This window comes from Kribbella antiqua (assembly GCF_004345665.1).
Taxonomy (GTDB): Bacteria; Actinomycetota; Actinomycetes; order Propionibacteriales; family Kribbellaceae; genus Kribbella; species Kribbella antiqua.
This window is the reverse complement of sequence record NZ_SLWR01000007.1, coordinates 249,942-272,177: the sequence shown is the minus strand read 5'-3', so window position 1 is coordinate 272,177 and position 22,236 is coordinate 249,942. Positions and strand designations below refer to the sequence as shown.

The 22,236-nt window shown below is 68.0% G+C and carries 22 protein-coding genes; 9 read left to right on the top strand and 13 right to left on the bottom strand.

The features are described 5' to 3' along the window. Positions 1-100 precede the first annotated feature (100 nt). Positions 101-1,459 carry an MFS transporter gene (locus tag EV646_RS21370; RefSeq protein WP_132151210.1) on the top strand — a complete coding sequence of 453 codons (1,359 nt, stop codon included), beginning with the start codon at positions 101-103 and terminating at the stop codon, positions 1,457-1,459. Here the strand turns inward: EV646_RS21370 and EV646_RS21365 are convergent. Genes EV646_RS21365 through EV646_RS21350 form a run of 4 tightly spaced genes read right to left on the bottom strand, consistent with a single transcriptional unit; the run spans position 1,361 to position 5,707 of the window. Next, positions 1,361-2,686 (bottom strand): ABC transporter permease, encoded by a 1,326-nt coding sequence (locus EV646_RS21365; RefSeq protein WP_241996223.1) that lies wholly within the window; start codon positions 2,684-2,686, stop codon positions 1,361-1,363. The genes EV646_RS21370 and EV646_RS21365 overlap by 99 nt on opposite strands. Next, positions 2,683-3,375 carry an ABC transporter ATP-binding protein gene (locus EV646_RS21360; protein WP_132151208.1) on the bottom strand — a complete coding sequence of 231 codons (693 nt, stop codon included), beginning with the start codon at positions 3,373-3,375 and terminating at the stop codon, positions 2,683-2,685. Before EV646_RS21360 ends, EV646_RS21365 begins: the two co-directional genes overlap by 4 nt. Further along, positions 3,372-4,667 carry a peptidoglycan-binding protein gene (locus tag EV646_RS21355; RefSeq protein ID WP_132151206.1) on the bottom strand — a complete coding sequence of 432 codons (1,296 nt, stop codon included), beginning with the start codon at positions 4,665-4,667 and terminating at the stop codon, positions 3,372-3,374. The genes EV646_RS21360 and EV646_RS21355 overlap by 4 nt, the downstream gene beginning before the upstream one ends. Continuing rightward, on the bottom strand, positions 4,664-5,707 hold the full coding sequence (locus EV646_RS21350; protein ID WP_132151204.1) for a hypothetical protein: 1,044 nt from the start codon (positions 5,705-5,707) through the stop codon (positions 4,664-4,666). Before EV646_RS21350 ends, EV646_RS21355 begins: the two co-directional genes overlap by 4 nt. 113 nt (positions 5,708-5,820) lie before the next feature. Here EV646_RS21350 and EV646_RS21345 point away from each other — a divergent pair, with 113 nt between their 5' ends. The 4 genes from EV646_RS21345 to EV646_RS21330 are packed head-to-tail and all read left to right on the top strand — an operon-like array spanning position 5,821 to position 9,522. Beyond that, complete coding sequence (locus tag EV646_RS21345) at positions 5,821-6,519, top strand: response regulator transcription factor (protein ID WP_132151202.1); 699 nt, start codon at positions 5,821-5,823, stop codon at positions 6,517-6,519. After that, positions 6,509-8,380, top strand: coding sequence for a sensor histidine kinase (locus tag EV646_RS21340; RefSeq protein WP_132151200.1), 1,872 nt, complete (start codon positions 6,509-6,511; stop codon positions 8,378-8,380). Before EV646_RS21345 ends, EV646_RS21340 begins: the two co-directional genes overlap by 11 nt. A gap of 10 nt (positions 8,381-8,390) precedes the next feature. Beyond that, on the top strand, positions 8,391-8,813 hold the full coding sequence (locus EV646_RS21335; protein WP_241996222.1) for an MmcQ/YjbR family DNA-binding protein: 423 nt from the start codon (positions 8,391-8,393) through the stop codon (positions 8,811-8,813). Positions 8,814-8,841: 28 nt separating this feature from the next. After that, positions 8,842-9,522 carry a hypothetical protein gene (locus tag EV646_RS21330; protein ID WP_132151198.1) on the top strand — a complete coding sequence of 227 codons (681 nt, stop codon included), beginning with the start codon at positions 8,842-8,844 and terminating at the stop codon, positions 9,520-9,522. Positions 9,523-9,581: 59 nt separating this feature from the next. Here the strand turns inward: EV646_RS21330 and EV646_RS21325 are convergent, their stop codons facing one another. Genes EV646_RS21325 through EV646_RS21300 form a run of 6 tightly spaced genes read right to left on the bottom strand, consistent with a single transcriptional unit; the run spans position 9,582 to position 15,034 of the window. After that, positions 9,582-10,529 carry an LLM class F420-dependent oxidoreductase gene (locus EV646_RS21325; RefSeq protein ID WP_132151196.1) on the bottom strand — a complete coding sequence of 316 codons (948 nt, stop codon included), beginning with the start codon at positions 10,527-10,529 and terminating at the stop codon, positions 9,582-9,584. Then, complete coding sequence (locus EV646_RS21320) at positions 10,530-11,276, bottom strand: SDR family oxidoreductase (protein ID WP_132151194.1); 747 nt, start codon at positions 11,274-11,276, stop codon at positions 10,530-10,532. 7 nt (positions 11,277-11,283) lie between these two features. Then, positions 11,284-11,952 carry a histidine phosphatase family protein gene (locus tag EV646_RS21315; protein ID WP_132151192.1) on the bottom strand — a complete coding sequence of 223 codons (669 nt, stop codon included), beginning with the start codon at positions 11,950-11,952 and terminating at the stop codon, positions 11,284-11,286. Further along, positions 11,953-13,005 carry a phosphotransferase family protein gene (locus EV646_RS21310; protein WP_132151190.1) on the bottom strand — a complete coding sequence of 351 codons (1,053 nt, stop codon included), beginning with the start codon at positions 13,003-13,005 and terminating at the stop codon, positions 11,953-11,955. It abuts the gene before it with no gap. Next, positions 13,002-13,793: an SDR family NAD(P)-dependent oxidoreductase gene (locus EV646_RS21305; protein ID WP_132151188.1), complete on the bottom strand. Its 792-nt coding sequence runs from the start codon at positions 13,791-13,793 to the stop codon at positions 13,002-13,004. Before EV646_RS21305 ends, EV646_RS21310 begins: the two co-directional genes overlap by 4 nt. Continuing rightward, on the bottom strand, positions 13,790-15,034 hold the full coding sequence (locus EV646_RS21300; protein ID WP_132151186.1) for an acyl-CoA dehydrogenase family protein: 1,245 nt from the start codon (positions 15,032-15,034) through the stop codon (positions 13,790-13,792). Before EV646_RS21300 ends, EV646_RS21305 begins: the two co-directional genes overlap by 4 nt. A 56-nt stretch (positions 15,035-15,090) precedes the next feature. Here EV646_RS21300 and EV646_RS21295 point away from each other — a divergent pair, with 56 nt between their 5' ends. Then, the gene (locus EV646_RS21295) at positions 15,091-15,678 is read left to right on the top strand and encodes a TetR/AcrR family transcriptional regulator (RefSeq protein WP_241996221.1); all 588 of its coding nucleotides are present in this window, start codon (positions 15,091-15,093) and stop codon (positions 15,676-15,678) included. Here the strand turns inward: EV646_RS21295 and EV646_RS21290 are convergent. Continuing rightward, the gene (locus EV646_RS21290) at positions 15,675-16,694 is read right to left on the bottom strand and encodes a LacI family DNA-binding transcriptional regulator (RefSeq protein WP_241996220.1); all 1,020 of its coding nucleotides are present in this window, start codon (positions 16,692-16,694) and stop codon (positions 15,675-15,677) included. The two genes, EV646_RS21295 and EV646_RS21290, sit on opposite strands and share 4 nt — an antisense overlap. A gap of 100 nt (positions 16,695-16,794) precedes the next feature. Here EV646_RS21290 and EV646_RS21285 point away from each other — a divergent pair, with 100 nt between their 5' ends. Both EV646_RS21285 and EV646_RS21280 read left to right on the top strand, forming a co-directional pair. Further along, entirely contained in the window at positions 16,795-18,693 is a 1,899-nt protein-coding gene (locus EV646_RS21285) for a discoidin domain-containing protein (RefSeq protein ID WP_132151184.1), read from the top strand. 118 nt (positions 18,694-18,811) lie between these two features. After that, positions 18,812-19,276 carry a GNAT family N-acetyltransferase gene (locus tag EV646_RS21280; RefSeq protein WP_132151182.1) on the top strand — a complete coding sequence of 155 codons (465 nt, stop codon included), beginning with the start codon at positions 18,812-18,814 and terminating at the stop codon, positions 19,274-19,276. A gap of 96 nt (positions 19,277-19,372) precedes the next feature. Here EV646_RS21280 and EV646_RS21275 read toward each other — a convergent pair whose 3' ends face one another. Then, positions 19,373-19,993, bottom strand: a complete 621-nt coding sequence (locus EV646_RS21275; protein WP_132151180.1) for a hypothetical protein — start codon at positions 19,991-19,993, stop codon at positions 19,373-19,375. A gap of 53 nt (positions 19,994-20,046) precedes the next feature. Here EV646_RS21275 and EV646_RS21270 point away from each other — a divergent pair, with 53 nt between their 5' ends. Further along, a complete protein-coding gene (locus EV646_RS21270) occupies positions 20,047-20,814 on the top strand; it encodes an aminotransferase class IV (RefSeq protein WP_158290995.1) in 768 nt (255 codons plus the stop codon). On the opposite strand, the gene EV646_RS21265 is transcribed toward EV646_RS21270, so the two are convergent. Then, entirely contained in the window at positions 20,811-22,235 is a 1,425-nt protein-coding gene (locus EV646_RS21265; RefSeq protein WP_132151550.1) for a CCA tRNA nucleotidyltransferase, read from the bottom strand. The genes EV646_RS21270 and EV646_RS21265 overlap by 4 nt on opposite strands. Position 22,236: the final 1 nt, after the last annotated feature.

The window sequence follows — 22,236 nt, the reverse complement described above, 5'->3', positions numbered from 1 at the left end:
ACTCGGCGCTCGTGTGACGTGCCGAGTCTGGTTTGGGACGGAGCAGCATGCACGCGAGGTCCGGCCACCTGGTGCGGAACTGTCCGGCTAGGCTGCGGGGGTGCGGTTTGTCCGGGATCTGGTGACGCTGTTGCGGCGGTGGGATTTCCGGCGACTGTTCGCGGTGCGGCTGACGTCGCAGTTCGGGGACGGGGTCTTTCAGGTCGCGCTGGCGTCGTACGTGTTGTTCTCGCCGGAGCGGGCGCCGGATGCGGGCGCGATCGCGGGGTTGTTCGCGGTGGCGCTGCTGCCGTACTCGGTCCTCGGACCGTTCACCGGCGTGCTGCTGGACCGGTGGTCGCGGCGGCAGATCCTGTTCGGGGCGAACCTCACGCGGGCCGGGCTCGTCATCGTGGTCGGCGTGATCGTGGCGGCGGGCAACGCGGGCGTGCCGTTCTACCTGGCCGTCTTGCTGACTCTCGGAGTGAACCGCTTCCTGCTCTCGGGACTCTCGGCCGGCCTGCCGCATGTCGTCGACCGTGACGAGCTGGTGATGGCGAACGCGGTCACCCCGACCTCCGGTACGGCGTCCTTCCTCGTCGGCGGAGGCGTCGGTGCCGGGGTGAAGCTACTCGTCGACTCGGATCTCGCCGTACTCGCGCTGACGGTCGTCGTCTACACCGCAGCCGCCCTGCTCGCGCTCAGGCTGCGACGCGACCAGCTCGGCCCCGACCTGAACGGCGACGAGCCAGGTGTGCTCGAGGCGATCCGGACCATCGCCAACGGCCTGATCGACGGCGGCAGGCACCTGAAGCAGCGCAAGCAGCCCGCGCTCGGGCTGGCCGCGATCGGCTCGCTCCGGTTCTTCTTCGGCCTCGTCACCGTCGCGATGATCCTGCTGTACCGCAACTACTTCTACGGTCCCGACAGCCTCGACGAAGCGTTCGGTGCGCTCGCAATCGCGACCGGCGCGGTCGGCGCCGGCCTGTTCCTCGCCGCGCTCGTAACGCCGTGGGCGACCCGGGTGATGACTCTGCGCCAGTGGATCACGCTGCTGTTCGTGGCTGCCGCCGTGGTCACCGCGATGCCGCTCGGCCTCTACACCCAGCCCGCGATGATCGTCGGTGGATTCCTCACCGGCTTCTGCGCGCAGGGCGTGAAGATCAGCGTCGACACCCTCGTCCAGACGGGTGTCGACGACGTCTACCGCGGCCGGGTGTTCTCGCTCTACGACATGATCTTCAATGTCGGGCAGGTCTCCGCAGCCGCGCTCGGCGCGGTGATCCTGCCCGACAGCGGGAAGTCGTACCCGGTGCTGGCCTTCATCGTGGTCGGCTTTGCCCTGACCGCGCTGGTCTACGCGCGGCTCAGCGCCGGCGGTTCAGGTGCCGCGCAACGCGGTGATGGGCTGGATGGCGGAGGCCTTCCACGCGGGGTACGTGCCGGCGACCAGGCCGATGAACGCACCCAGCAGGGGTGACCCGAACGCCAGCCTGTTGTCCAGAATCGGTGTCCAGTCCCGCACCCACGACACCCCGACAGTCAGCAGTACGCCGACCGCCGTACCGAGCAAGCCACCCAGGAAGCCGACGATCACGCTCTCGACCAGGAACTGCATGGCGACATGCCGCCGAGCAGCGCCGAGAGCTCGACGCAGGCCGATCTCGGAGATGCGTTCCAGCACCGAGAGCAGCGTGACGTTCGCGATGCCCAGACCACCCACGAGCAGCGCGACGGCACCGAGCAGCAGGAACAACGCGTTCAGGTCCGACTCGACACCCTTGCGTACGGCGCCCTGCTTCGGCGGAGCGTCGACGCGGAGAGCGCTGGGATTGTTCGGCTCGATCGCGACCGGCGCCTGCCCGGCGATCAACTGGGCCGCACCGACCTGAGTGCGGATCTCGACCGCGTCCGGCGATTCCAGGTCGTACGCCGTCTTGGCCGCGCCGTTCGGCATGATCACGGCATCGTTCAGCTCGGCCCGGCCGGTGACGGAGTCGAGGATGCCGATGACCGTGTACGGCTCCTCGCCGATGAACACCGCCGGCTGGGAGTCGACCCGGTTGATGCCGAGCCGCTCGGCCGCATGCTTGCCGAGCACAACAACCTTGTCGCCGCGCTGGTCATGCCCCGCGTCGAAGAACCGCCCGGTCTTCAGCACCCCACGCACCGCGTCGAACAGTCCGGCCGAGCCTGCCATCACCTGCAACGCATAGCCGTCCTTCTGGCTGTCGAGCGCGGCCACGCTGCGGACGAGGTCGTCGCCGACGTCGAGTGCGCTGACCGTGCCCGCGGCTTCCACACCGTTGAGCCGCCCGATACGATCCGGCGCGTCCCACGGCAGCTGAGTCGCGGCTTCACCCTCCTGCCCACCTTTGTCATCAGGCTGTACGACGACTCGCGTCGCCGCCGCCAAGTCGAATCGCTGGGTGATCTGCCCGGCCGCGGTTTGACCGAGCCCGACGGTTCCCACCAGCGCGGCGATCCCCAGCACCGTCCCCAGGGTGGTGAGGATCAACCGCGTCGGCCGGGCCGCAACGCCCGCCAGCGCTTCGTCCAGCAGATCGCGGACGGCGGGGGCGCTCCGCCGCCCCCCGGCGCGACGGACGAGGCCGGCGAGGGCGAGCCGCGGACGCAGCCGGCGACGGCTGCGCCGCGACGTGGTCGGCCCGCCGGCGGGATCCGGGAGGCCGGTCTGTGGGGTCACCACTGGAGGGTTCCGTCGACGATGCGGACCTGACGCTGGGCCCGGCGGCTGACGTGGTCGTCGTGGGTGATGACGGCCAGCGTCATCCCTTCGTGGTGCAACTCGTCGAACACTTCGAGGATCGCCTCCGCGTTGGCGCTGTCCAGGTTGCCGGTGGGTTCGTCCGCGAGTAGCAGACTCGGTTCGGCCACCAGCGCCCGGGCGATCGCGACCCGCTGCCGCTCACCACCGGACAGCGTGGTCGGCGCGAACTCCATCCGGTGCGCCAGTCCGACCCGCTCCAGCGCCACCCGCGCCCGGGCCAACCGCTCCCGCCGCGGCACTCCGACGTACACCATCGACAATGCGACGTTCTCCAGCACGGTCCGGTGGTCGAGCAGATGGAACGACTGGAACACGAACCCGATCCGCTCACCCCGCAGTACGGCGCGACGCCGCTCCCTCAGGCTCATCGTGTCCACACCGTCGAGCCGGTAGACGCCGCCGGTCGGGTTGTCGAGCAGGCCGAGCAGATGCAGCAGCGTCGACTTGCCCGACCCGGATGGCCCGACGATCGACAGGTACTCCCCCTGCCCGATCGTCAGGTCGACATCCCGGATCGCCCGGACCTCCGGCGGTCCGGGGAAGAACCGTCGTACGCCGATCATCTCCACCACCGGAGCCGGCAGTGCGACGGCTGTCGCGGTCATCGTCCCACCACCACTTGGTCGCCCTCGGAGAGCTTGACGTCGCCGGTCGGCGTGACCTGTGCATAACCATCGGCCGACAGCCCGACCTTCACCGGGACGAGCTCGACCTTTCCGTCCCGCAGTACCTCGACGCGTGATCCGCCGTCCGATCCCGACGACACCGCGGCCACCGGTACGGCGAGGACCTTGCCGCTGGTGCTCTTCACGGGGATCGTCACCCGGACGTTCGCATCCCGCAGCAGGGTCAGCTGCCGCGCGGTCAGCTTGTTCGGCGCGACGACGACGTCGTACTGGTCACCGTTGCGCGTCACTCGCTTGACCTTCGCGGCGACCGCCGTACCGTCGCCGAGATCCAGAGTCGCGGCCATGCCCGCCTTCAGGCGCTCGGCGGTCTGTGCGTCGACCTTCAGTGTCACCACGAGCGAGGCACCGCTGGCTGACATGACCACGCCGTTGACGGTGCCGCCACGCTCGACCTTCACGTCGTCGACCCGGCGCGGCAGCGTCTTCACGTAGACGATCTCGGAGACCGGTAACGGCGTACCAGCTTTGAACTCGGCCTCGTTGAGCGCGTCCTGCGCGTCGTTCAGGTTCTCCTCCGCGTCGTCGACCGCGCCCTGCTGGACGGACGTGTCCGGAGACTTGGCGGCCTTGGCCTGCTTGAGAGCGGCTTTGGCCTGACGCAGTGCGTTCTTCGCTTGGTCGACGGTCTTCTTCGCGGCGTCGACCGCCTCGGTGAGCCGCTCGTCCGCGACCGGAGCGTCGTACCCGGCCTTCTCGTAGAGCCGTTCGACGGCCTCCGCTGTGTCGCTGTCGTACTCGCTGTCCACATCGCCCGGATCGAACCCAAGCCGGTCCAGCGTCTGCTCGAGTTGCAGCACGTCCGGACCCTTGCCGCCCGGCGACAGTGTGCGATACATCGGCAGTACGCCGGCAAGCCCGATCACCGGGCGGCCGGTGATCTCCAGCAACGCCTTGCCCTCGGTGAGGGTCGACCCGACCGCCGGCACCTTGCCGGTGACGATCGGCGCCGTGGTCAGCCCGCTGGTCTCGACCCGGATGTTCACCGCGCCGTCGAACGAAGCGTCACCGCGGCCGACCACCTTGCTGGACAGCGCCTTCTTCTCCACCGGCACGGTGATCTGGGATGCCTTCGGAGCCGCCGTCTTCGCGGCCGCGTCCTCGGGCGAGGTGATCCGGGTGCCGGCGGCGACGCCCACTCCGAGCGAGACCGTCGCCACCGCGGACACCCCGACCAGGACCCGGCGCCGGGATTTGGGCGATGCGGTCACCGGCTCGCCATTCCGTCGCGGTACGCCTCGAGCTCGGCCTTGTGCTGCGTGACGAACTCTTTCTCCAGCTCGTACTGCACCTTCTTGTACGCGTCGTCGTACACCTTGGCCCGGCACTTCTGATCGTCGGTGGCCAGCGCGATCTCGAACTTCCGCAGGTCGGCGAGCTTCGCGGCGTCGACCTTGTCGAACGACGGCGGGCCCTTGACGACCTTGCCGTTGCTGTTCGGCTGGTTGCCGGTCAGCTGGCCGAGTTTCTCGCTGACCTTCTGCCGCGGCTCGTCGATCTTCTTGAAGCCGCTGTGGCCGGCGTCGGCGAGGCAGTCGGACCAGGCGCTGGTCGCGTCGACCACGCGCTGGTCGGACTCGATCCGCTTCATCAGCGCCTCGATGTCCTTGAACAAAGACTCGTACTTGTCCATCTCAGCCTTCGGGTTCTTGCCGTAGACCTCCTCGGCCGCCTTGCCCCGGCAGCCGAGGTTCTGGCTGCTGTTGTTCGTCGGGCCGCTGCCCTCCTTGGGCGCGATCACGACGGCGCCGGGGCCGTTCGCGTTCGGGCCGTTGAGCGCGACGTCGTACGCCTTCTGGGCCTTCGGCGAGAGGGCGTTGCGGATCTTGGTGTTCGGGTTGGTGTCGTCGGCGCCGGACATGGCCTTGGACCAGTCGATGGTGCTGATGCCGTAGCCATACTGCTGGGCGAACTTGTCCGCCGGCAGGTTGAACGCGTCGTTGAACTTGCTCTTCGGCTGCGCGTCCGGCGGTACGGCGACGTACTCGAAACCGGCCGCCTTCATACACGCGGCGGTGGCGTCCTCGACCTTGCGCTGCTTGGCCAGCTCCGCCTCGGTCGGCTGCTCGCCACCACGGATCGCCACCCGCATCCCGCCACCGGCCGAGCTGCTGAAGCCTTCGCCCATGTACTCCGCGAGCGGGCTCTTGTCGCTGTTCTGGTCACCCGTCGCAGCGGGCTCCTTCGCGTTTCCACACCCGGCCAGGGCCAGGACAGCCACGAGGGCGAGTGCTTTCCGTGAGGTTCTCATGGCTGTGGAGCGTGCCGCCGGCGCTGTGAAGAACCTGTGAAGGACCGATATGCACCGGGTGCTCTCAGTCGATCTTCATCGGATTCTCATGAAATTCGGCGACATTGAGGGGTATGCCAGCCCGGATTCTCGTCGCCGAAGACGATCTGAAGCAGGCGGAGCTGATCCGGCGGTATCTCGAGCGGGAGGGGCATCTCACCGTCGTCGTGCACGACGGGCGGGCCGCGATCGACGAGGCCCGCCGGCGCAGCCCTGATCTGCTGGTGCTCGACGTGATGATGCCGAAGGTCGACGGCCTCGACGTCTGCCGGGTGCTGCGAGCTGACGGTGACGTGCCGATCATCATGCTGACCGCCCGCTCCACTGAGGACGACCTGCTGCTCGGCCTCGACCTCGGCGCGGACGACTACCTGACCAAGCCGTATAACCCGCGCGAACTGGTCGCCCGGGTCCGGACCGTGCTGCGCCGCACGAGGAGCCGGGCCGAGGGAGAGGTGTATCGGGTCGGCGAACTGGAGATCGACCCGACGCGGCACGAGGTCCGGCTGTCCGGCAGGCTGGTCGACGTGACTCCGGCGGAGTTCAAGATCCTGGCGTGCCTGTCGGCCTCACCCGGGCGGGCCTTCACTCGGCAGCAGTTGCTCGAGCACGCCTTCGGGTTCGACCACTACGTGTTCGACCGGACGATCGACGTACACGTGATGAACCTGCGGAAGAAGATCGAGCCGGCTCCCGGCACTCCGTCGTACCTGAAGACCGTGTACGGCGTCGGCTACAAGTTGGCAGACAAGGTCGTGCCTGATGCGTCGTAGCGTGCTCGTCCGCTTCCTCGGACTCTCTCTCGCGGTCGCACTTGGTGCGGTGATCGCGACCGCGCTGATCGCGACGTACAGCACCTCGGAGCAGCTGCAGGGCGAGATCGATGCGAACACCGGCCAACTGCAGGTCGACGGCGAGATCTACTCGAAGCTGTCCGCGTACGCAGCCGACCATCCGACCTGGTCCGGTGTCGACAAACTCGTCCACAGGCTCGCCGACGAAACCGGCCGGCGGATCGCGCTGACCGAGCCTGACGGCACCGTGATCGCCGACTCGGCCCGGGTGCTCGGCGCCAGTCCCGACCTCCCTTCGGTGCCGGCGGCAACCGTCGACGCGAGGAACCAAGGCGGCGCGGTCTTCACCGGCGCTGTCTCCCGTACGACGTTGATGGAGAAGTCCGGCGCGATGGTCACCTCCGTCGCCAGCCCCGCGCCGTACCTCCTCTACCCGGGCTGGGGCATGAGCGACGAGGAACGCCGGGACCGCGAGCAGCTCGCCGAGAAGGCCGCCGCCTGCTACAACGCTTCGGGTCGCAAGGCGACAGTCGCGCGCGGAGACGGGAACGTCGCGCCGCAGGTCGTCGTCGAGTCGGAGAAGTCCGGGAAGCCTGTGAGTACGGTCAAGAGCGAGAACACGCTGCAGGTCCTCAAGCCCGGCCAGGCGGCATCCGACCCGTGCTTGCCGGCTGCACTCTATGCGCCGAGCGCCAAGGCGAAGATCGTGAACGACGACGAGATCCGCCGCGCGGTCGAGTGCCTGGACAAGACCGGCGAACCGTACCAACTCGTCGCCGACAACGGCCTGCGGACGGTGCTGCCCAAGGACAAGGCCCTGATGACGAAGGCCTTTGCCGACTGTACGAAGGAGGCCCGGTCGCAGGCCCTCACGCCGTACGTCGCTCCGTCGGCCAAGCTCTACCTGGGTGCGAAGAGCACGTTCAACGTGTTCTCCGGTGAGGGACTACTGCGGACCGCGGCGACCGCGCTCGGCGTGCTGCTGATCGCGGCACTGGTGATGCTCTTCGCCGGTCGCCGGCTGGTGCGGCCGATCGTGGCGCTCACCGGCGCGGCGCAGCGGATGCGGAACGGCGACCACGCGGCCCGGGTGCCGGTCTCGGGCCGGGACGAGGTGGCGCGGCTCGGGCATGCGTTCAACGCGATGGCGGAGTCGATCCAGCGGCACGATCATCAGCGGAAGGCGATGGTGAGCGATGTCGCGCATGAGCTCCGCACCCCGCTCGCCAACATCAAGGGCTATCTGGTCGCGTCGGAGGACGGCGTCGTACCGCTGGATCGTGAACTTGTGATGTCCCTGCTGGAGGAGACCGGGCTGCTCGAACACCTGGTGGCGGATCTGCAGGACCTGGCCCTCGCAGACGCGGGCATGCTGCGGATCCACTCGTCTCCGCGCGACCTGTCCGAGCTGGCCCAGCAGGTGGTGAGCGCACACCGCCCCGCCGCCGAGACCGCCGGTGTGACCTTGACCGCGGACGCGCCTGGCCCTGCTCTCGCATCGGTCGACGGCGCTCGGATCCGCCAGGCACTGGGCAACCTGGTCTCGAACGCGATCCGCTTCACCCCGTCCGGCGGCCAGGTCGTGGTCGGCGTACGACGTACCGGCGACGGCTACAACCTCACCGTCACCGACAACGGCACCGGCATCGACGCGGAACACCTGCCGCACCTCTTCGACCGCTTCTACCGCGCCGAACAGTCCCGCAGCCGTACGACGGGCGGCAGCGGGCTGGGCCTGGCCATCACCAAACACCTGGCCGAGGCCCACGGCGGCCACATCACCGTCACCAGCCGCCTCGGCTCCGGCTCGACCTTCACGATCTGGATCCCGGCTGGTTAACCTCGGGACCGTGGCCAGGTCGAGGAAGGCGCGCGTTGCCGACGTGCATGAGGTGGCGCTGGGGATGCCGCATGTCACGGTCTGGGCGGAGCGGGACACCGAGCGGCCGGTCTACCAGGTCGGCGGGAAGTCGTTCGTCTTCTTCCGGAACCCGCGGCCGGACGCCTTCGACCCCGACACCGGTGAGCGGTACGACGACGTGATCGTCATCTGGGTCGAGTCCGAGGAAGAGAAGCAGGCCCTGGTGTCGGACGAGTCGAACCCGTTCTTCACCACGCCCCACTTCGACGGCCACCCCTCGGTGCTACTCCGCGGCAGCCGCATCGGCGAGCTGACCAAGCAGGAGCTCACCGAGGTGATCCAGGACGCCTGGCTCTCCCGCGCCTCCAAACGCCGCGCGACGACCTGGCTCGAAGAACATCGGCTGAGCTGACCCGCTTCTCGCTGTCACACTGAGCGCTGTGAGCAACCCACCGCCGGAGGGTCCAAGCCAGAGCCCCGGCAGGCAGTCGCAGCCGTACCAGCCGTCAGGCTACCAACCGGGCAGCTATGGCCCTGGTGGACCGGCGGCGCCGAACTACGGCCAGCCTCCCCGGGAGAACCGGGCCGGGCTGGTCATCGTGCTGATGCTGGTGCTGCTGATCGCGGTGCTGGGCGTTGGTGGTGTCCTCGCCTACCGTCTGGTCCAGAAGGAGACCTCCTCGGCTCCCGACCCGGTTACGTCGGCCGCGCCACCGGCCAGTTCACCGACGCCACAGGGCTCGGTCCCGCAGCCGACCAAGACGATCCGGCCACCGACGACCAAGCCACCGACCAAGCCACCCGCCAGCACGCCGGCGAAACCGTCAGGGACCGTGGGCGAGCTGGCCCGGCGGTTTGTTGCCCAGCTCAACGCGAACAACCCCACGGCCGCAGCCGCACTCGCCTGCCAGAGCTCAAAGCAGCTGATCCCCACCCTCATGCTGGCGCAGCTCGAACCGCCGACCAGGCTCACCATCGGCACCCCGGTCGGTCAGCAGACCACCTTCGTGATCCCGCTGTCCGGCACCACCAAAGGCTCGACCGTCCAGGGCGTCATCGTGATCCACAGACTCGGCACCGAACCACTCTGCGTCCGCGCCTTCCAGGTCACCGCCCGCTAGCGGTTTGGGGAGCGCTACCCACCTGAATCGACCGGCCAGACTCCCCAGTCGATCCCTGACTAGCGGGGGGCGAGGGCGCGGGCGGTGTGGAGGAGGTCGGTGCCGGTTGGGAGGGTGGCGATGATCGGGGTGTCGAGGCCGTTGGCGACATAGCGGTTGATGTGGTCACGGCACTGTTCGGGTGTGCCGTGGACAATCAGGTCGTCGATGACCTCGACGGGTACGGCGGCCATGGCGGCGTTGCGGTCGCCGGTGGACCAGGCTTCGCGCATCTCCTTCATCGCGGGGCCACGGCCGAGCCAGTCGTGGAAGGCGGCGTAGCCGGGGACGGTGAGGTAGGTCGCGATCAGGAAGCGGCCGATGTTGCGGGCCATTTCGGCGTCCTCGGTGACGCAGACGAAGATTCGCGCGGCGAGTTCCTTGTCCGGTCCGAGCTCGGCACGTACCTGGCGTACGTCGTCCGCCGACAACCAGTTGGTGATCGCACCATCGGCCTCCCTCGCCGCCAGCCGCAGCATCTGCGGCCGCAGCGCCGCGAGCATGATCGACGGCGGCACCTCCGGCGCCTTCTCCAGCCGGAACCGCCGGATCGTGAAGCTGTCGAACTCCCCGTCCACCTTCTCCCCGGCGAACGCCTGCCGCAGGAACCGCAGTACGTCGCGAGTCCGCGCCAGCGGCGGGTCGTACGCGATCCCGTTCCACCCGGTCACGATCGTCTCGGACGACGCCCCGATCCCGAGCACGAACCGCCCCGGCGCCAGCTCGGCCAGCGCCGCCGCACTCATCGCCAGCGCCGCCGGCCCCCGCGTGTGCACCGGTACGACGGCCGTCCCCAACCGAAGCCGGCTGTCCCACTCGGACGCGAGTACCAACGGAGTGAACGCGTCCGCGCCGGCCACCTCGGCCGACCACAGGTCCGTGTAACCGAGATCGAACAGTTCGGCGATCAGCGGCCGGTGGTCCCGCAGCGGTACACCGGTCAGTGGAACGGTCAGGCCCCAACGCATTCAGATCATCCTCTTCAGCAACGGCAGTGGTGCGTACCGAAACACCCGCGCGAGCGGGCTCCACGGCCAGGAAGGAACGTACGCCTTCGGCTTCTCCGCCTCGATCGCGGCGACGATCGCCCGTACGCCGACGGCCGTGTCCACGATCAGCGGGGTATTCGCGACGTGTTCGTTCATCTCGGACCGAATGTAGCCGGGGAAGATCGTGCTGACCTTGATCGGTTTGCCGAGCAGCTCAAGCCGCAGCCCTTCGGCCAGCGACGCCAGGCCGGCCTTGGTCGCGGCGTACGTCGTCACCGTCTTCGGCAGACCTCGGACGGCGGAGACGGACGAGATGAAGACGAGGTGACCGGCGTTCCGGGCCCGGAAGAGTTCCATCGCGGCCTCAGCCTGAGCGAGAGCGCCGACAAAGTTGGTCATCGCGGTCTGCCGGTTCGCGTCGAACCGGCCGGTGCCGAGCGGCGCGCCCTTGCCGAGCCCGGCGTTGACGATGATCCGGTCGAGTTGCCCGAGCTCGGCATCAGCCTTGCGGAAGACCTCGAAGACCTGGTCGTGGTCGTTCACATCGAGCTTGTGGACAACCACCTCGAGCTGTGGATGATCCGCGATCAACTCTTTGCGCAGTGAGTGCAGCCGGTCGTCGCGGCGGGCGGTCAACGCCAGGTTGTGGCCCTTGGCGGCGAACTGCCGCGCCATCTCCGCACCCAGCCCTGCACTCGCCCCGGTGATCAGGATGTTCCGCCTCATGGAAGCCTCATCTGTAAGAAAGCAGTTCGGTGCCGTCGAGATGTGCGTGTTCGTTGTGGCTCACGACAGTCAGCCCACTGCGACCGGACAGGACCTTGGTGATCGCCGTGTTGATGGTGACCGGGTTCAGCCGCGGCCACAGCTCATCGCCACCGGACAGCAACCGGCTCACCATCGCCGCGATCGGCCCGCCTGACGTGAACACGACTGCCGTCTCGCCCTTGCCGAGCCGCGCCGCAGTACGACGTACCGCTGCCTCGGACCGGTCGCAGAAGTCCGTGAAGCTCTCGGTGTAGCCGTCGCCGCCGAGCGTCCAGCGTTCGGTGGCGGCCGTGAACATCTCCTGAAAGGCACGGCCGGGATGCCCGGTCCGGGCCAGGTCGGCCAGCATCACCGCGCGCCGTCGGTAGGCGGGTTTGTGGGCGACGATGACCTCTTCGTGGTCGAACTCGTCGAACCCCTTGTCCACCTCCGCGGTCGAATCGGCAAGCGCCAACGCGGCCGTCTGAGCGTGCCGCCGCATCGAGCCGCGGACGACGACATCGGCCCGAACCCCGCGCGCGACCAGAGCCTTGCCCAGCAGCGAAGCCTGCTGCTCACCTTGCGGCGAGAGCCGGTCGTAGTCGCTCTTCCCGAACGACGCCTGCGCGTGCCGGATCAGGTAGATGGTCGGCATTCAGCCCCTCATGATCCGGCGGCAGCGCCGCTCGAGCAGGTTGACCGGCAGCCAGAGGTTCTTGAAGCGCGGGTTGCGGGTCTGCTTGTGGTGGTAGCGGTAGTAGATCTGCTGCGCGATCACCGCCAGCCGGAACAGGCCGAACACCTCGTAGAAGGCCCAGTTCTCCGGCTTCAGCCCGGACCGCTCGCAGTAGTACTGCACGATCTCGTCCCGGCTGAGCATGCCGGGTGCATCCGACGGCTGCAGGCGGAACCGGCGGAACTGCCAGTCGTCGTCGGCCTGGACCCAGTACGCGAGCGCGCTGCCAAGGTCCATCAACGGATCGCCGAGCGTGGCAAGCTCCCAGTCCAGCACTCCGGCCACCTTTAGCGGATCATCCGGCGCCAGTACGACGTTGTCGAGCCGGAAGTCGTTGTGGATAACGCAGGTACGGACATCGGCAGGCTGATTGGCCTGAAGCCAGGTCATCACGCGCTCGTAGCTGGGCACGTTCCACGTCTTGGCCTTGCGGTAGCGGGTGGACCAGCCGTTGACTTGGCGTACGACGTACCCGTCGCCGCGGCCGAGGTCGGTGAGACCGGCTTGGCCGGCGTCGACTTGGTGGAGGTCGACGAGCGTGTCGATCACGGTGTAGCAGAGCTGCCTGGTCTGCTCGGCGGTCAGCTCCACACCCAGCTCGGACTTGCGTGGGATGGTGCCGGCGATCCGCTCCATCACGTAGAACTCGGAGCCGATCACCGCGGTGTCATTGCAGTGGGCAACCATCGTCGGGACGTACGGGAAGACCGGCTTGAGGGCGGCCTGGATCCGGTACTCGCGGCCCATGTCGTGCGCGCCCTTGGCCTTCGTCCCGGCCGGTGGACGCCGGAGGATCAGGTCGTGGCCGTCGTACCGCAGTAGATAGGTCAGGTTCGATGCGCCGCCGGAGAACTGCTTGACCTCGGGGAGGCCGGCGGGAAGCTGCGTCCGCTCGCGGAGCCAGCTGTCGACCGCGGGCACGTCGAAGGCATCTTCGTCCCGGACCGGCCGGGCGCCATCCGCCACACTCATCCCTGGTCGCCGGATGCCTCGGCCCGCTCTCGGGCTCGAGTGGCGATCTTGCGCATCTGGCGTTCGTACAGTGGCCGTGCGAAGCGCTTCGTTCGCCAGGCCATCAGCGCCGGGCGGTCCGGGATGATCAGGAACTGCTTCTTCTTGATCCCGGTGATCACGCCCGCCGCGATGTCGTCGGCCGAGCGCGGGGACTTCTCGATCAGCTGCCGCGCGGTCGCACCCATCGCGGTGTCGTCGCCCTGGATCGAATCGCCCAGGTTGGTGCGGAAGAACGACGGGCAGACGACCGAGACGGTCACGCCGTACGGGTGGAGTTCGTGCGACAGCGTCTCCGACAGGGCGACGACCCCGGCCTTGACCGTGTTGTACGAGCTCATCATCGGCGGGTGCACGAGCCCGGCCGCCGACGCGGTGTTGACGATGTGCCCGGAGCGCTGCCGCTTGAACACGGGCGTGAACGCGCGGCATCCGCGGACCACACCCATCAGGTTGATGTCGACGACCCGGTCCCACTCGTCCAGCGACTCGACGTCGATCCGGCCGCCGGTCGCGATCCCGGCGTTGTTCACCAGGATGTCGAGACCGTCCCAGTTCTCCTCACACCAGGCGACCGCCTTGGCCCAGTCTTCCGCACTCCGCACATCGAGTTTCAGGTACGGCGTCCTGTCGTCCGGAGCGTCGGCGGCGACGTCCGTACTGACCACTTGGTGGCCTTCAGCAACAAACCGGGCGACTAGGGCAGCACCTAGTCCGCTGGCTCCCCCGGTGACGAGAACACGGCTCACTTCGCCTCCTGCGGGTCCTGAGCCAGATACTGCGCCAGCTCGAGCTTGGCGATGACTCCACGGTGCACCTCGTCCGGCCCGTCCGCCAGCCTCAGCGCCCGCGCACTCGTCCACGCGGCCGCGAGCGGGAAGTCGTCGGACAGCCCGCCACCGCCGTGCAACTGGATCGCCATGTCGATCACATCCTGCGCCATCCGCGGTACTGCGACCTTGATCTGGCTGACCTCGCTCAGCGCACCCGCGAGCCCCTTGGTGTCGAGCAAGTACGCCGTCTGCAGGACGAGCAGCCGGGCTTGGTTGATCGCGATCCGCGCGTCGGCGATCCGCTCCCGGTTGCCGCCGAGGTTGACCAGCGGCTTCCCGAACGCGGTCCGGCTCGTGCCGCGTCGGAGCGCGAGCTCGAGCGCCTTCTCCGCCAGGCCGATCAGCCGCATGCAATGGTGGACACGACCCGGGCCCAGCCGTCCTTGGGCGATCTCGAAGGCTCGCCCCGGTCCCATCAGGATGTTGCTCGCCGGCACCCGGACGTCGGTGAACGACACCTCGCCGTGGCCGTGCGGCTCGTCGTACCGGCTCATCGCGGGGAGGAGGCGCTCCACCTTCACGCCGGGGGTGTTACGAGGGACGAGGACCATCGTGTGGCGCGCGTACCGGTGGGCGTCGGGATCGGTGAGACCCATGAAGATCAGCAGCTCACAGTCGGGATGGCCGACGCCGGTGCTCCACCACTTGCGCCCGTTCAGTACGACGTCATCGCCGTCGACGACCGCTGTCGCTTCCATGTTGGTCGCGTCGGAGGAGGCGACGTCCGGCTCGGTCATGCAGAACGCGGACCGGATCGTCCCGTCGAGCAGCGGCTCGAGCCACTGCTGCTTCTGCTCAGGGGTGCCGTAGCGGAGCAGGATCTCCATGTTGCCGGTGTCCGGTGCGTTGCAGTTGAAGACGTACGGCGCCAGGAAGGATCGGCCGGTGAGTTCGGCGATGGGGGCGTAGTCGAGGTTCGACAGGCCTTCGCCGTACTGCTCGTTGCCTGGTTCGGCGGGCGGGAGGAAGAGGTTCCACAGGCCGAGCTTGCGGGCCTTGGCCTGGAGTTCCTTGAAGGCGGGCTGCGGCTGCCACGGGTCGTCGGCCGCCCGGATCGCGGTGTGCAGCTCCGCCTCGAGTGGTTCGATCTCGGTCCGGATGAACTCCTCGACCCGTACGATCAGCTCCTGTGCACGGGCGGATGGTTCGAACCCCATTAAGACTCCCCTCGGTTGGCTTGACCGTAGCTCAGCCGCTAAGCAATGCTCAATAGGTGAGTCAGCGATTTACCGCGGATGACCGCCGCAAACAGTTGATCCGGATCGGGTTGATGATGTTGCGGACTCAGCCGATCCACGAACTGTCGATCGACGCCGTCGCCGGTGAGGCGGGGATCTCCCGCGGCCTGCTGTTCCACTACTTCCCGAGCAAACGGGACTACTACGTCGCGGTGATGTCGGCCGCCGGCCGCCGCCTGCTGCGGGTCACCAAGCCGGACGAGTCATTGCCGCCGGACGAACAACTGCAGCAGATGCTGCTGTCCTTCGTCGCGTTCATCACGCGGCGGCGAGCGGCGTACATCTCCTTCGTCCGCGGTGCGGCGGGCGGGGACGACTACGTCGTCGAGGTGTACGCCGAGACCCGCGCCGCGCTGACCACGCGCGTCCTGAAGCTCCTCGAGGTGAACGACGAGGCGTTCGAGCCGGCGTCCGTGGAGCGGATGACCGTGCATGCCTGGCTCGCGTACGTCGAAGACCACGCCATCGAATGGTCGGGCCTCAAGGAAGCCGACCGCCCGACCTCCGCCGGCCAACTAGTCGACCACGCACTCGCAGCGCTGGAAGTGCTCCGCAAGCTCTAGTTTGCTGGGCCGGTCGAGGCGCGGGTGATCAGTTCAGTGGCCAGTTCGATGTGCAGGGCCTCCAGTTGCTGTCGCTCGAGTAGCCGGATCAGGAGGCTGACCGCCATCCGGCCCATCTCTTCCAACGGCTGCCGGACCGTGGTCAGTTGAGGTGTGGTCGCGCGGCTGAGGTCGATGTCGTCGAATCCCGCTATCGACAAATCGCCAGGGATGTCGAGGCCGCGGTCGGCGGCGGCTTGGAGCGCGCCGATCGCCGTCTTGTCGTTGAAGGCGACCAAGGCGGTGGGGCGCTGGTCGAGGAGTTCGACCGCGGCTCGGTAGCCGTGCTGGCTCGTCGGCTCGACATGCCGGACGAGTGCGGGGTCAGGGAGGATGCCGACGTCCGCGAGAGCCGCCGCGTGACCGCTCAACCTGGCGTCGGCGGCGAGCCATTCGCGCGGGCCGGCGATCACGCCGATGCGGGTGTGACCGAGCGAGGTGAGGTGGGCGGTCACCTGCCTGGCGCCGGAATGGTGGGCGGCTGAGACGGACGCGATGTCGCGCGGGAGCGTCGTACGTGGATCGACCACGACGAACGGGAAGCGGCGGGCGCTCAGGCGGACCAGCTCTTCGGCTGGCTCCGGCGGGAGGATGAGGATCGCGCCGCCGATCTCGCGCTGGGCCGGCAATCGGGACAGCACCTGGTCGTGGGCTGCGGCCTCGCCCGCGTTGAGGATCACCTGCCGGCCGTGCCGGTTCAGCGTCTCCGCGATCGAGGACACGATCAGGCCGAAGTAGTCGGTCAGCAGGTAGGGGCAGCGCACATAGACCGCGCCGTCGACGGGCTTCGCCGTACCGCCTCGCGGCGCAGGCGCCCGCAGGCCGAGCTCCTGCACCGCCTGCTCCACCAGCCGCCGGGTCTCCGGCGCGACGCTGCCCTGCTGGTTGAGCACACGGGAGACGGTCGCGATGGACACCCCGGTGGCCGCGGCGACGTCCCGCACTGTCGCCCGCTTTGTTACATCGCCCTGTTTCACGCTCAGCACTCTAGCTGAGCGCTCCTGAGTCTTGACATGGGTCAGGCAGAGGCGTTTCCTGTGGCCGTTTGTTGCAGTTTTGTTTCATCGAGGGAGTGCGATGAGAACACAGGCAATCGGAGCCGCCCTTGCCCTGGCCCTGGGCTCACTGACCGGGCCGGCGGCGGCACAACCGGACAACCAGGTGCACGTGTGGGTGACCACGCCGGACCGCGCGGAGCTGCTGCACGAGCGGGCGCCGGTGAACTTCCAGCCCGGCGCGAGCCCGCGTACGACGATCACGGTCGAGCCGAGGACGTCGTACCAGACCATGGACGGGTTCGGCGCTTCGATCACCGACTCGTCGGCGAACGTGCTTTACCGGCTCAGCGCCGCCGACCGCGAGAAGACCCTGCGCTCGCTGTTCGACCCGCGGGCCGGGATCGGGGTGAGCTTCCTCCGGCAGCCGGTCGGCTCGTCCGACTTCACCGCCGAGGCCGAGCACTACACGTACGATGACGTACCCGCCGGGCGGACCGACTTCGCGCTGAAGCACTTCAGCATCGCCCACGACGAGCAGCAGATCCTGCCGCTGCTGCGCCGCGCGAAGCAGCTCAACCCGTCTTTGAAGGTGATGGCGACCCCGTGGAGTCCGCCGGCCTGGATGAAGACCGGCGACTCCCTGGTCGGCGGCCGCCTCGAGGACGACCCGGCCGTGTACGACGCCTACGCGCGCTACCTGGTGAAGTTCGTGCAGGCGTACACCGCCGCCGACGTACCGATCGACTTCCTCACCATCCAGAACGAGCCGCAGAACCGCAACCCGAGCGCGTACCCGGGCACCGACATGCCGGTCCGCCAGGAAGCCGCGGTCATCTCGGCTCTCGGCCCACTCTTGCTGAAGGCCAGCCCGCGGACGAAGATCCTCGGCTACGACCACAACTGGACCACGCACCCCGGCGACATCGCCTCGACTCCGCCTGGCGAGGACCCGGAGACGGACTACCCGTACAAGCTGTTGCGGACATCGGCCGCTCGCTGGATCGCGGGTACGGCGTACCACTGCTACTCCGGCGACCCGTCGGCGCAGACCGCACTGCACAAGGCGTTTCCGTCAAAGGGCATCTGGTTCTCCGAGTGCTCTGGATCGCACGGGCCGAACGACACTCCGCCGCAGATCTTCCGCGGCACGCTCACCTGGCACGCCCGCAACCTGATGCTCGGCACTACCCGCAACTGGGCCAAGTCGGTGGTCAACTGGAACATCGCGCTGGACTCCACCGGGGGTCCGCACCTCGGCGGCTGCGACACCTGCACCGGTCTGGTCACGCTGCAGACGGACGGCACAGTCAGCACGGACGCCGAGTACTACACGATCGGCCACCTGTCGAAGTTCGTGAAGCCGGGTGCGGTCCGGATCGGGAGTACGTCGTACGGGACGACCGGGTGGAACGGGCAGCTGATGTCGGCGGCGTTCCGGAATCCCGACGGGTCGACGGCGCTCGTCGTACACAACGAGAATGACGACCCGCGCTCGTTTGCGGTGGCGGTCGGGGATCAGTACTTCGACTACGAGCTGCCTGGCGGCGCGATCGCGACCTTCACCTGGCCGCGGCTGTCCGTGTCGACGCTGAATCCAGTGTCGTTGGAAGGAGCCACGGCGACGGCGTCGGTCAACAATGCCGAGGCAGGGCTGGCGATCGATGCTGATGGCTCGACGATCTGGCAGAGCAAGGAGGCGCAGGCGCCCGGGCAGTCGGTGCAGGTCGATCTCGGCGCGGCGCGGGCCTTCCGCCGGGTCGCACTCGACAGCGGCGGCAATCTCGGCGACTACGCCCGCGGCTGGGAGGTTGCCATCAGCAACGACAGTACGACGTGGCGGACGATCGCGACCGGGACGTCATCCGGGCAGCTGACCACGATCGACGTACGACCGGTGAACGCGCGCTACCTGCGGATCACGTCGACCGGTGCCGCCGGCAACTGGTGGACCCTCGCCGACGTACGCCTCTACAACTAGCCTCTGCAGGCAACCCACCGCGACCGATCGGTCTCGGTGGGTTGCCTCACTGGCGTTCTGGCGCGTGGAGAGAACTGCGAAACAGGAGCGTCATACCTGGTTGCTACCGTCTGGAACTATGACGGAGCGAGCGGAACTGATCGAGGGAGTGGAACTGGAGGCGGTTCCGAACACCGATCCCGCCGTACTGACGCTGGCCTCGGCGCAGCAGGCGGAACTGGCCGCGATGTACGGCGAGGACCAGCCGCTGGTCGCGCTCCACCCCGACATCTCCTTCATCCTGCTCCGCCTCGACGGCATCCCGGCCGGCTGCGTCGGCCTGCAGCCGGTCGGCCCCGGCCTCGGCGAGATCAAGCGCATGTACGTCGAACCGTCCTCCCGCGGCTGGGGCCTGTCCCGCATCCTCCTCGACGCGGTCGAATCCGCCGCCCGCACCGCCGGCCTGACCCGCCTCCGCCTCGAAACCGGCACCCGCCAAACCGAAGCCATAGCCCTCTACACCCGCCACGGCTACACCCCCACCCCGCCCTACCCACCCTTCGAACACGAACCCGCCTCCCTCTGCTACGCCAAGAACCTCTGATCCGGCCGCATTTGGTGGGTTCACCCATCAACTTGTGGGTTCCCCCACGGAATCCGGGCCGGGAACCCACCACATGGTGGGTGAACCCACCAAAGGTCAGGGATTCGGCAGGTCCAGGACCAGGTGGTTGCCTTCGGGGTGGAAGCCGAGTTTGTTGAGGTAGGGCTTGGAGTCGCGCATGCGGGGTGGAGCCAGGACCTGGTGGAAGCCGTGGTCGGTGAAGACGTCGCTGCGGCGGTAGACGAACTCGCCAGGGGTGAAGTCGCGGTACTTGGGCAAGACGTAGTCGAGGTCGATCTGGGCCCGGCCGTCGCCGGCGTCGTGGGCGAGGACGACACCGACGGTGCGGTCGCCGTGCTGGACCAGGAAGGCGTACGGACTGTTGTCCGCGGCGAAGCTGGGGTTGAAGCGGCTGATGTCCTTCTGGTGAGAGGTGAGTACATGGCCGAGATACGCGTCGGTCCCGTTGACCTGGAGGACGGTGTATTCCGCTTCGTCGTGCCGGTGCCCGAGTAGTCGCCAGAGATGGATCAGGTTGATGACGGCCAGTACGGCGTTCATCCCGACCATCGGCCAGACTGCGATCGCGGCGTTGAAGCCGATCAGGATCACGCAGCCGACCAGGTTCAGCACCCGCAGTCGCAGGATCCGGGTCTGCAGCAGCGACAGTACGACGAGCGCGGAACCGCCCCACCCGACAATGCTCAAGACGTCCACAGCGCGAGGGTAGACCAGAACGACGAGTGGACTGGTCAGGTCAGACTGGTGGTGTGACCGAATCGCTGCTGCTGAACGGTGAGCTTCTGCGGTCCGTCGACCCGGGGTTGCTGAGAGCAACGAGCTACGGCCACTTCACCTCGATGCAGGTCCGCGACGGCCGGGTGGACGGTCTCGACCTGCACTTCGAGCGACTGGACCGGAGTTCGCGCGAGGTGTTCGGTCGGCCGGTCTCCGCCGACCGCGTGCGCTCTCACCTCCGCGCCGCCCTCGACCACGCCGGCTCCGGCGACCTCTCTATAAGGGTCAATGCCTTCGCATCCGACGACGCCGAGCCCAACCTCCTGATCCGGATGAGCCCACCGATCGACCCCGGCGCGACACCCTTGAGACTGCTTGCCTTCCAGCACGAGCGCGCGGTCCCGCACCTCAAGCACACCGGCACCTTCGACCTCGTGTACTACGGCCGCCAGGCAAAACTCGCCGGGTACGACGACGCCGTCTTCCACACCGCCGACGGCGAAATCTCCGAAGGCTCCATCTGGAACATCTGCTTCGCCCGCGGCACCACCATCGTCTTCCCGTCGGCCCCGGCCCTCCCCGGCATCCGCGAACAGGTCCTCCAACGCGGCCTCGCCACCTTCACTACGATCCCGGTCCGGCTCACCGACCTATCGACGTACGACGCCGCCTACCTCACCAACTCCATCGACCCAGCCCTCCCCGTCGCCGCCGTAGGCACGACGCGGTACGAGCCACACCAGCCGTCAGCTGACGTGATCGCCAAGGCCTACGCGGCTGTGCCGGCGCAGGAGATCTAAGAGCGCGAGGACCACCAGCGGAGGAGTTCTTCGCGGGCCTCATCTTCGCCGAGAGGGCCTTGGTCCAGGCGGAGGTTCATGAGGAATTTGTAGGCTTCGCCGACTTCGCGGCCCGGGGGGATGCCGAGGATCTCCATGATCTGATTGCCGTCCAGGTCGGGGCGGAGGGCGTCCAGTTCCTCTTGTTCCTTGAGCCGCTCGATCCGGGCCTCGAGGTCGTCGTACGCCGCGCGGAGGGCGTCGGCCTTGCGCTTGTTGCGGGTGGTGCAGTCGGCGCGGGTCAGGATGTGCAGGCGGTCGAGTTGGTCGCCGGCGTCGCGGACATAGCGCCGTACGGCGGAATCGGTCCACTCGCCGGTGCCGTAGCCGTGGAAGCGCAGGTGCAGCTCGATCAGCTTGCTGACCTGGTCGATCTGCTCGTTGCTGAACCGGAGCGCCTTCATCCGCTTGCGGGCCAGCTTCGCGCCGACCACGTCGTGGTGGTGGAACGTCACCGTGCGCTCGCCCTCGAACCGCCGGGTCTTCGGCTTCCCGATGTCGTGGATCAGCGAAGCGAACCGAACGACGAAATCGGGCGTCGGAACATCGAGACGCGATTCCAGATCGATGGCCTGATCGAGGACGGTGAGTGAGTGCTCGTACACGTCCTTGTGCCGGTGGTGCTCGTCCTGCAACTGCAGGAGCGCGGGCAACTCAGGCAGCACGTGATCGGCCAGCCCGGTGGAGACCAGCAGATCGAGGCCGATCCGCGGGTGGTCGGAGCAGACCAGCTTGACCAGCTCGTCGCGGACCCGTTCGGCCGACACGATCGTGATCCGCTCGGCCATCGCGGTCATCGCGGCCACCACGGCCGGGTCCGGGGTGAACCCGAGCTGCGCGGCGAACCTGGCCGCCCGCATCATCCGCAGCGGATCGTCGGAGAACGAATCCTCCGGGGTGCCGGGCGTACGAATGGTCTTGTGCGCGACGTCCTCGATCCCGCCGTACGGGTCGACCCACTGATGCGAGGGAAGTCGGACGGCCATCGCGTTCATCGCGAAGTCGCGCCGGGCCAGGTCGCCCTCGAGGCTGTCGCCGTACGAGATCTCCTTCGGCTTGCGCGAGTCGGGATCATAGGACTCCGACCTGTACGTCGTGATCTCCAGAACCCAGTCGCCCTTGCGACAGCCGATCGTGCCGAAGGCCTTGCCGATGTCCCAGATGTGGGTGGCCCAGCCCGCCAGCAGTTGCTCGACCACGTCCGGATGCGCCGAGGTGGCGAAGTCCAGGTCCTTGCTCCCCCGATCGAGGAGAATGTCCCGGACAGGACCCCCGACCAGGGCGATTTCATGCCCGGCGGCGGCGAACCGGGTACCGAGTTCGTCGATCACCGGAGCGATCTTCAGCAGCGCCTGGACGCCCCGCCGCTGGATGGCGGACAAC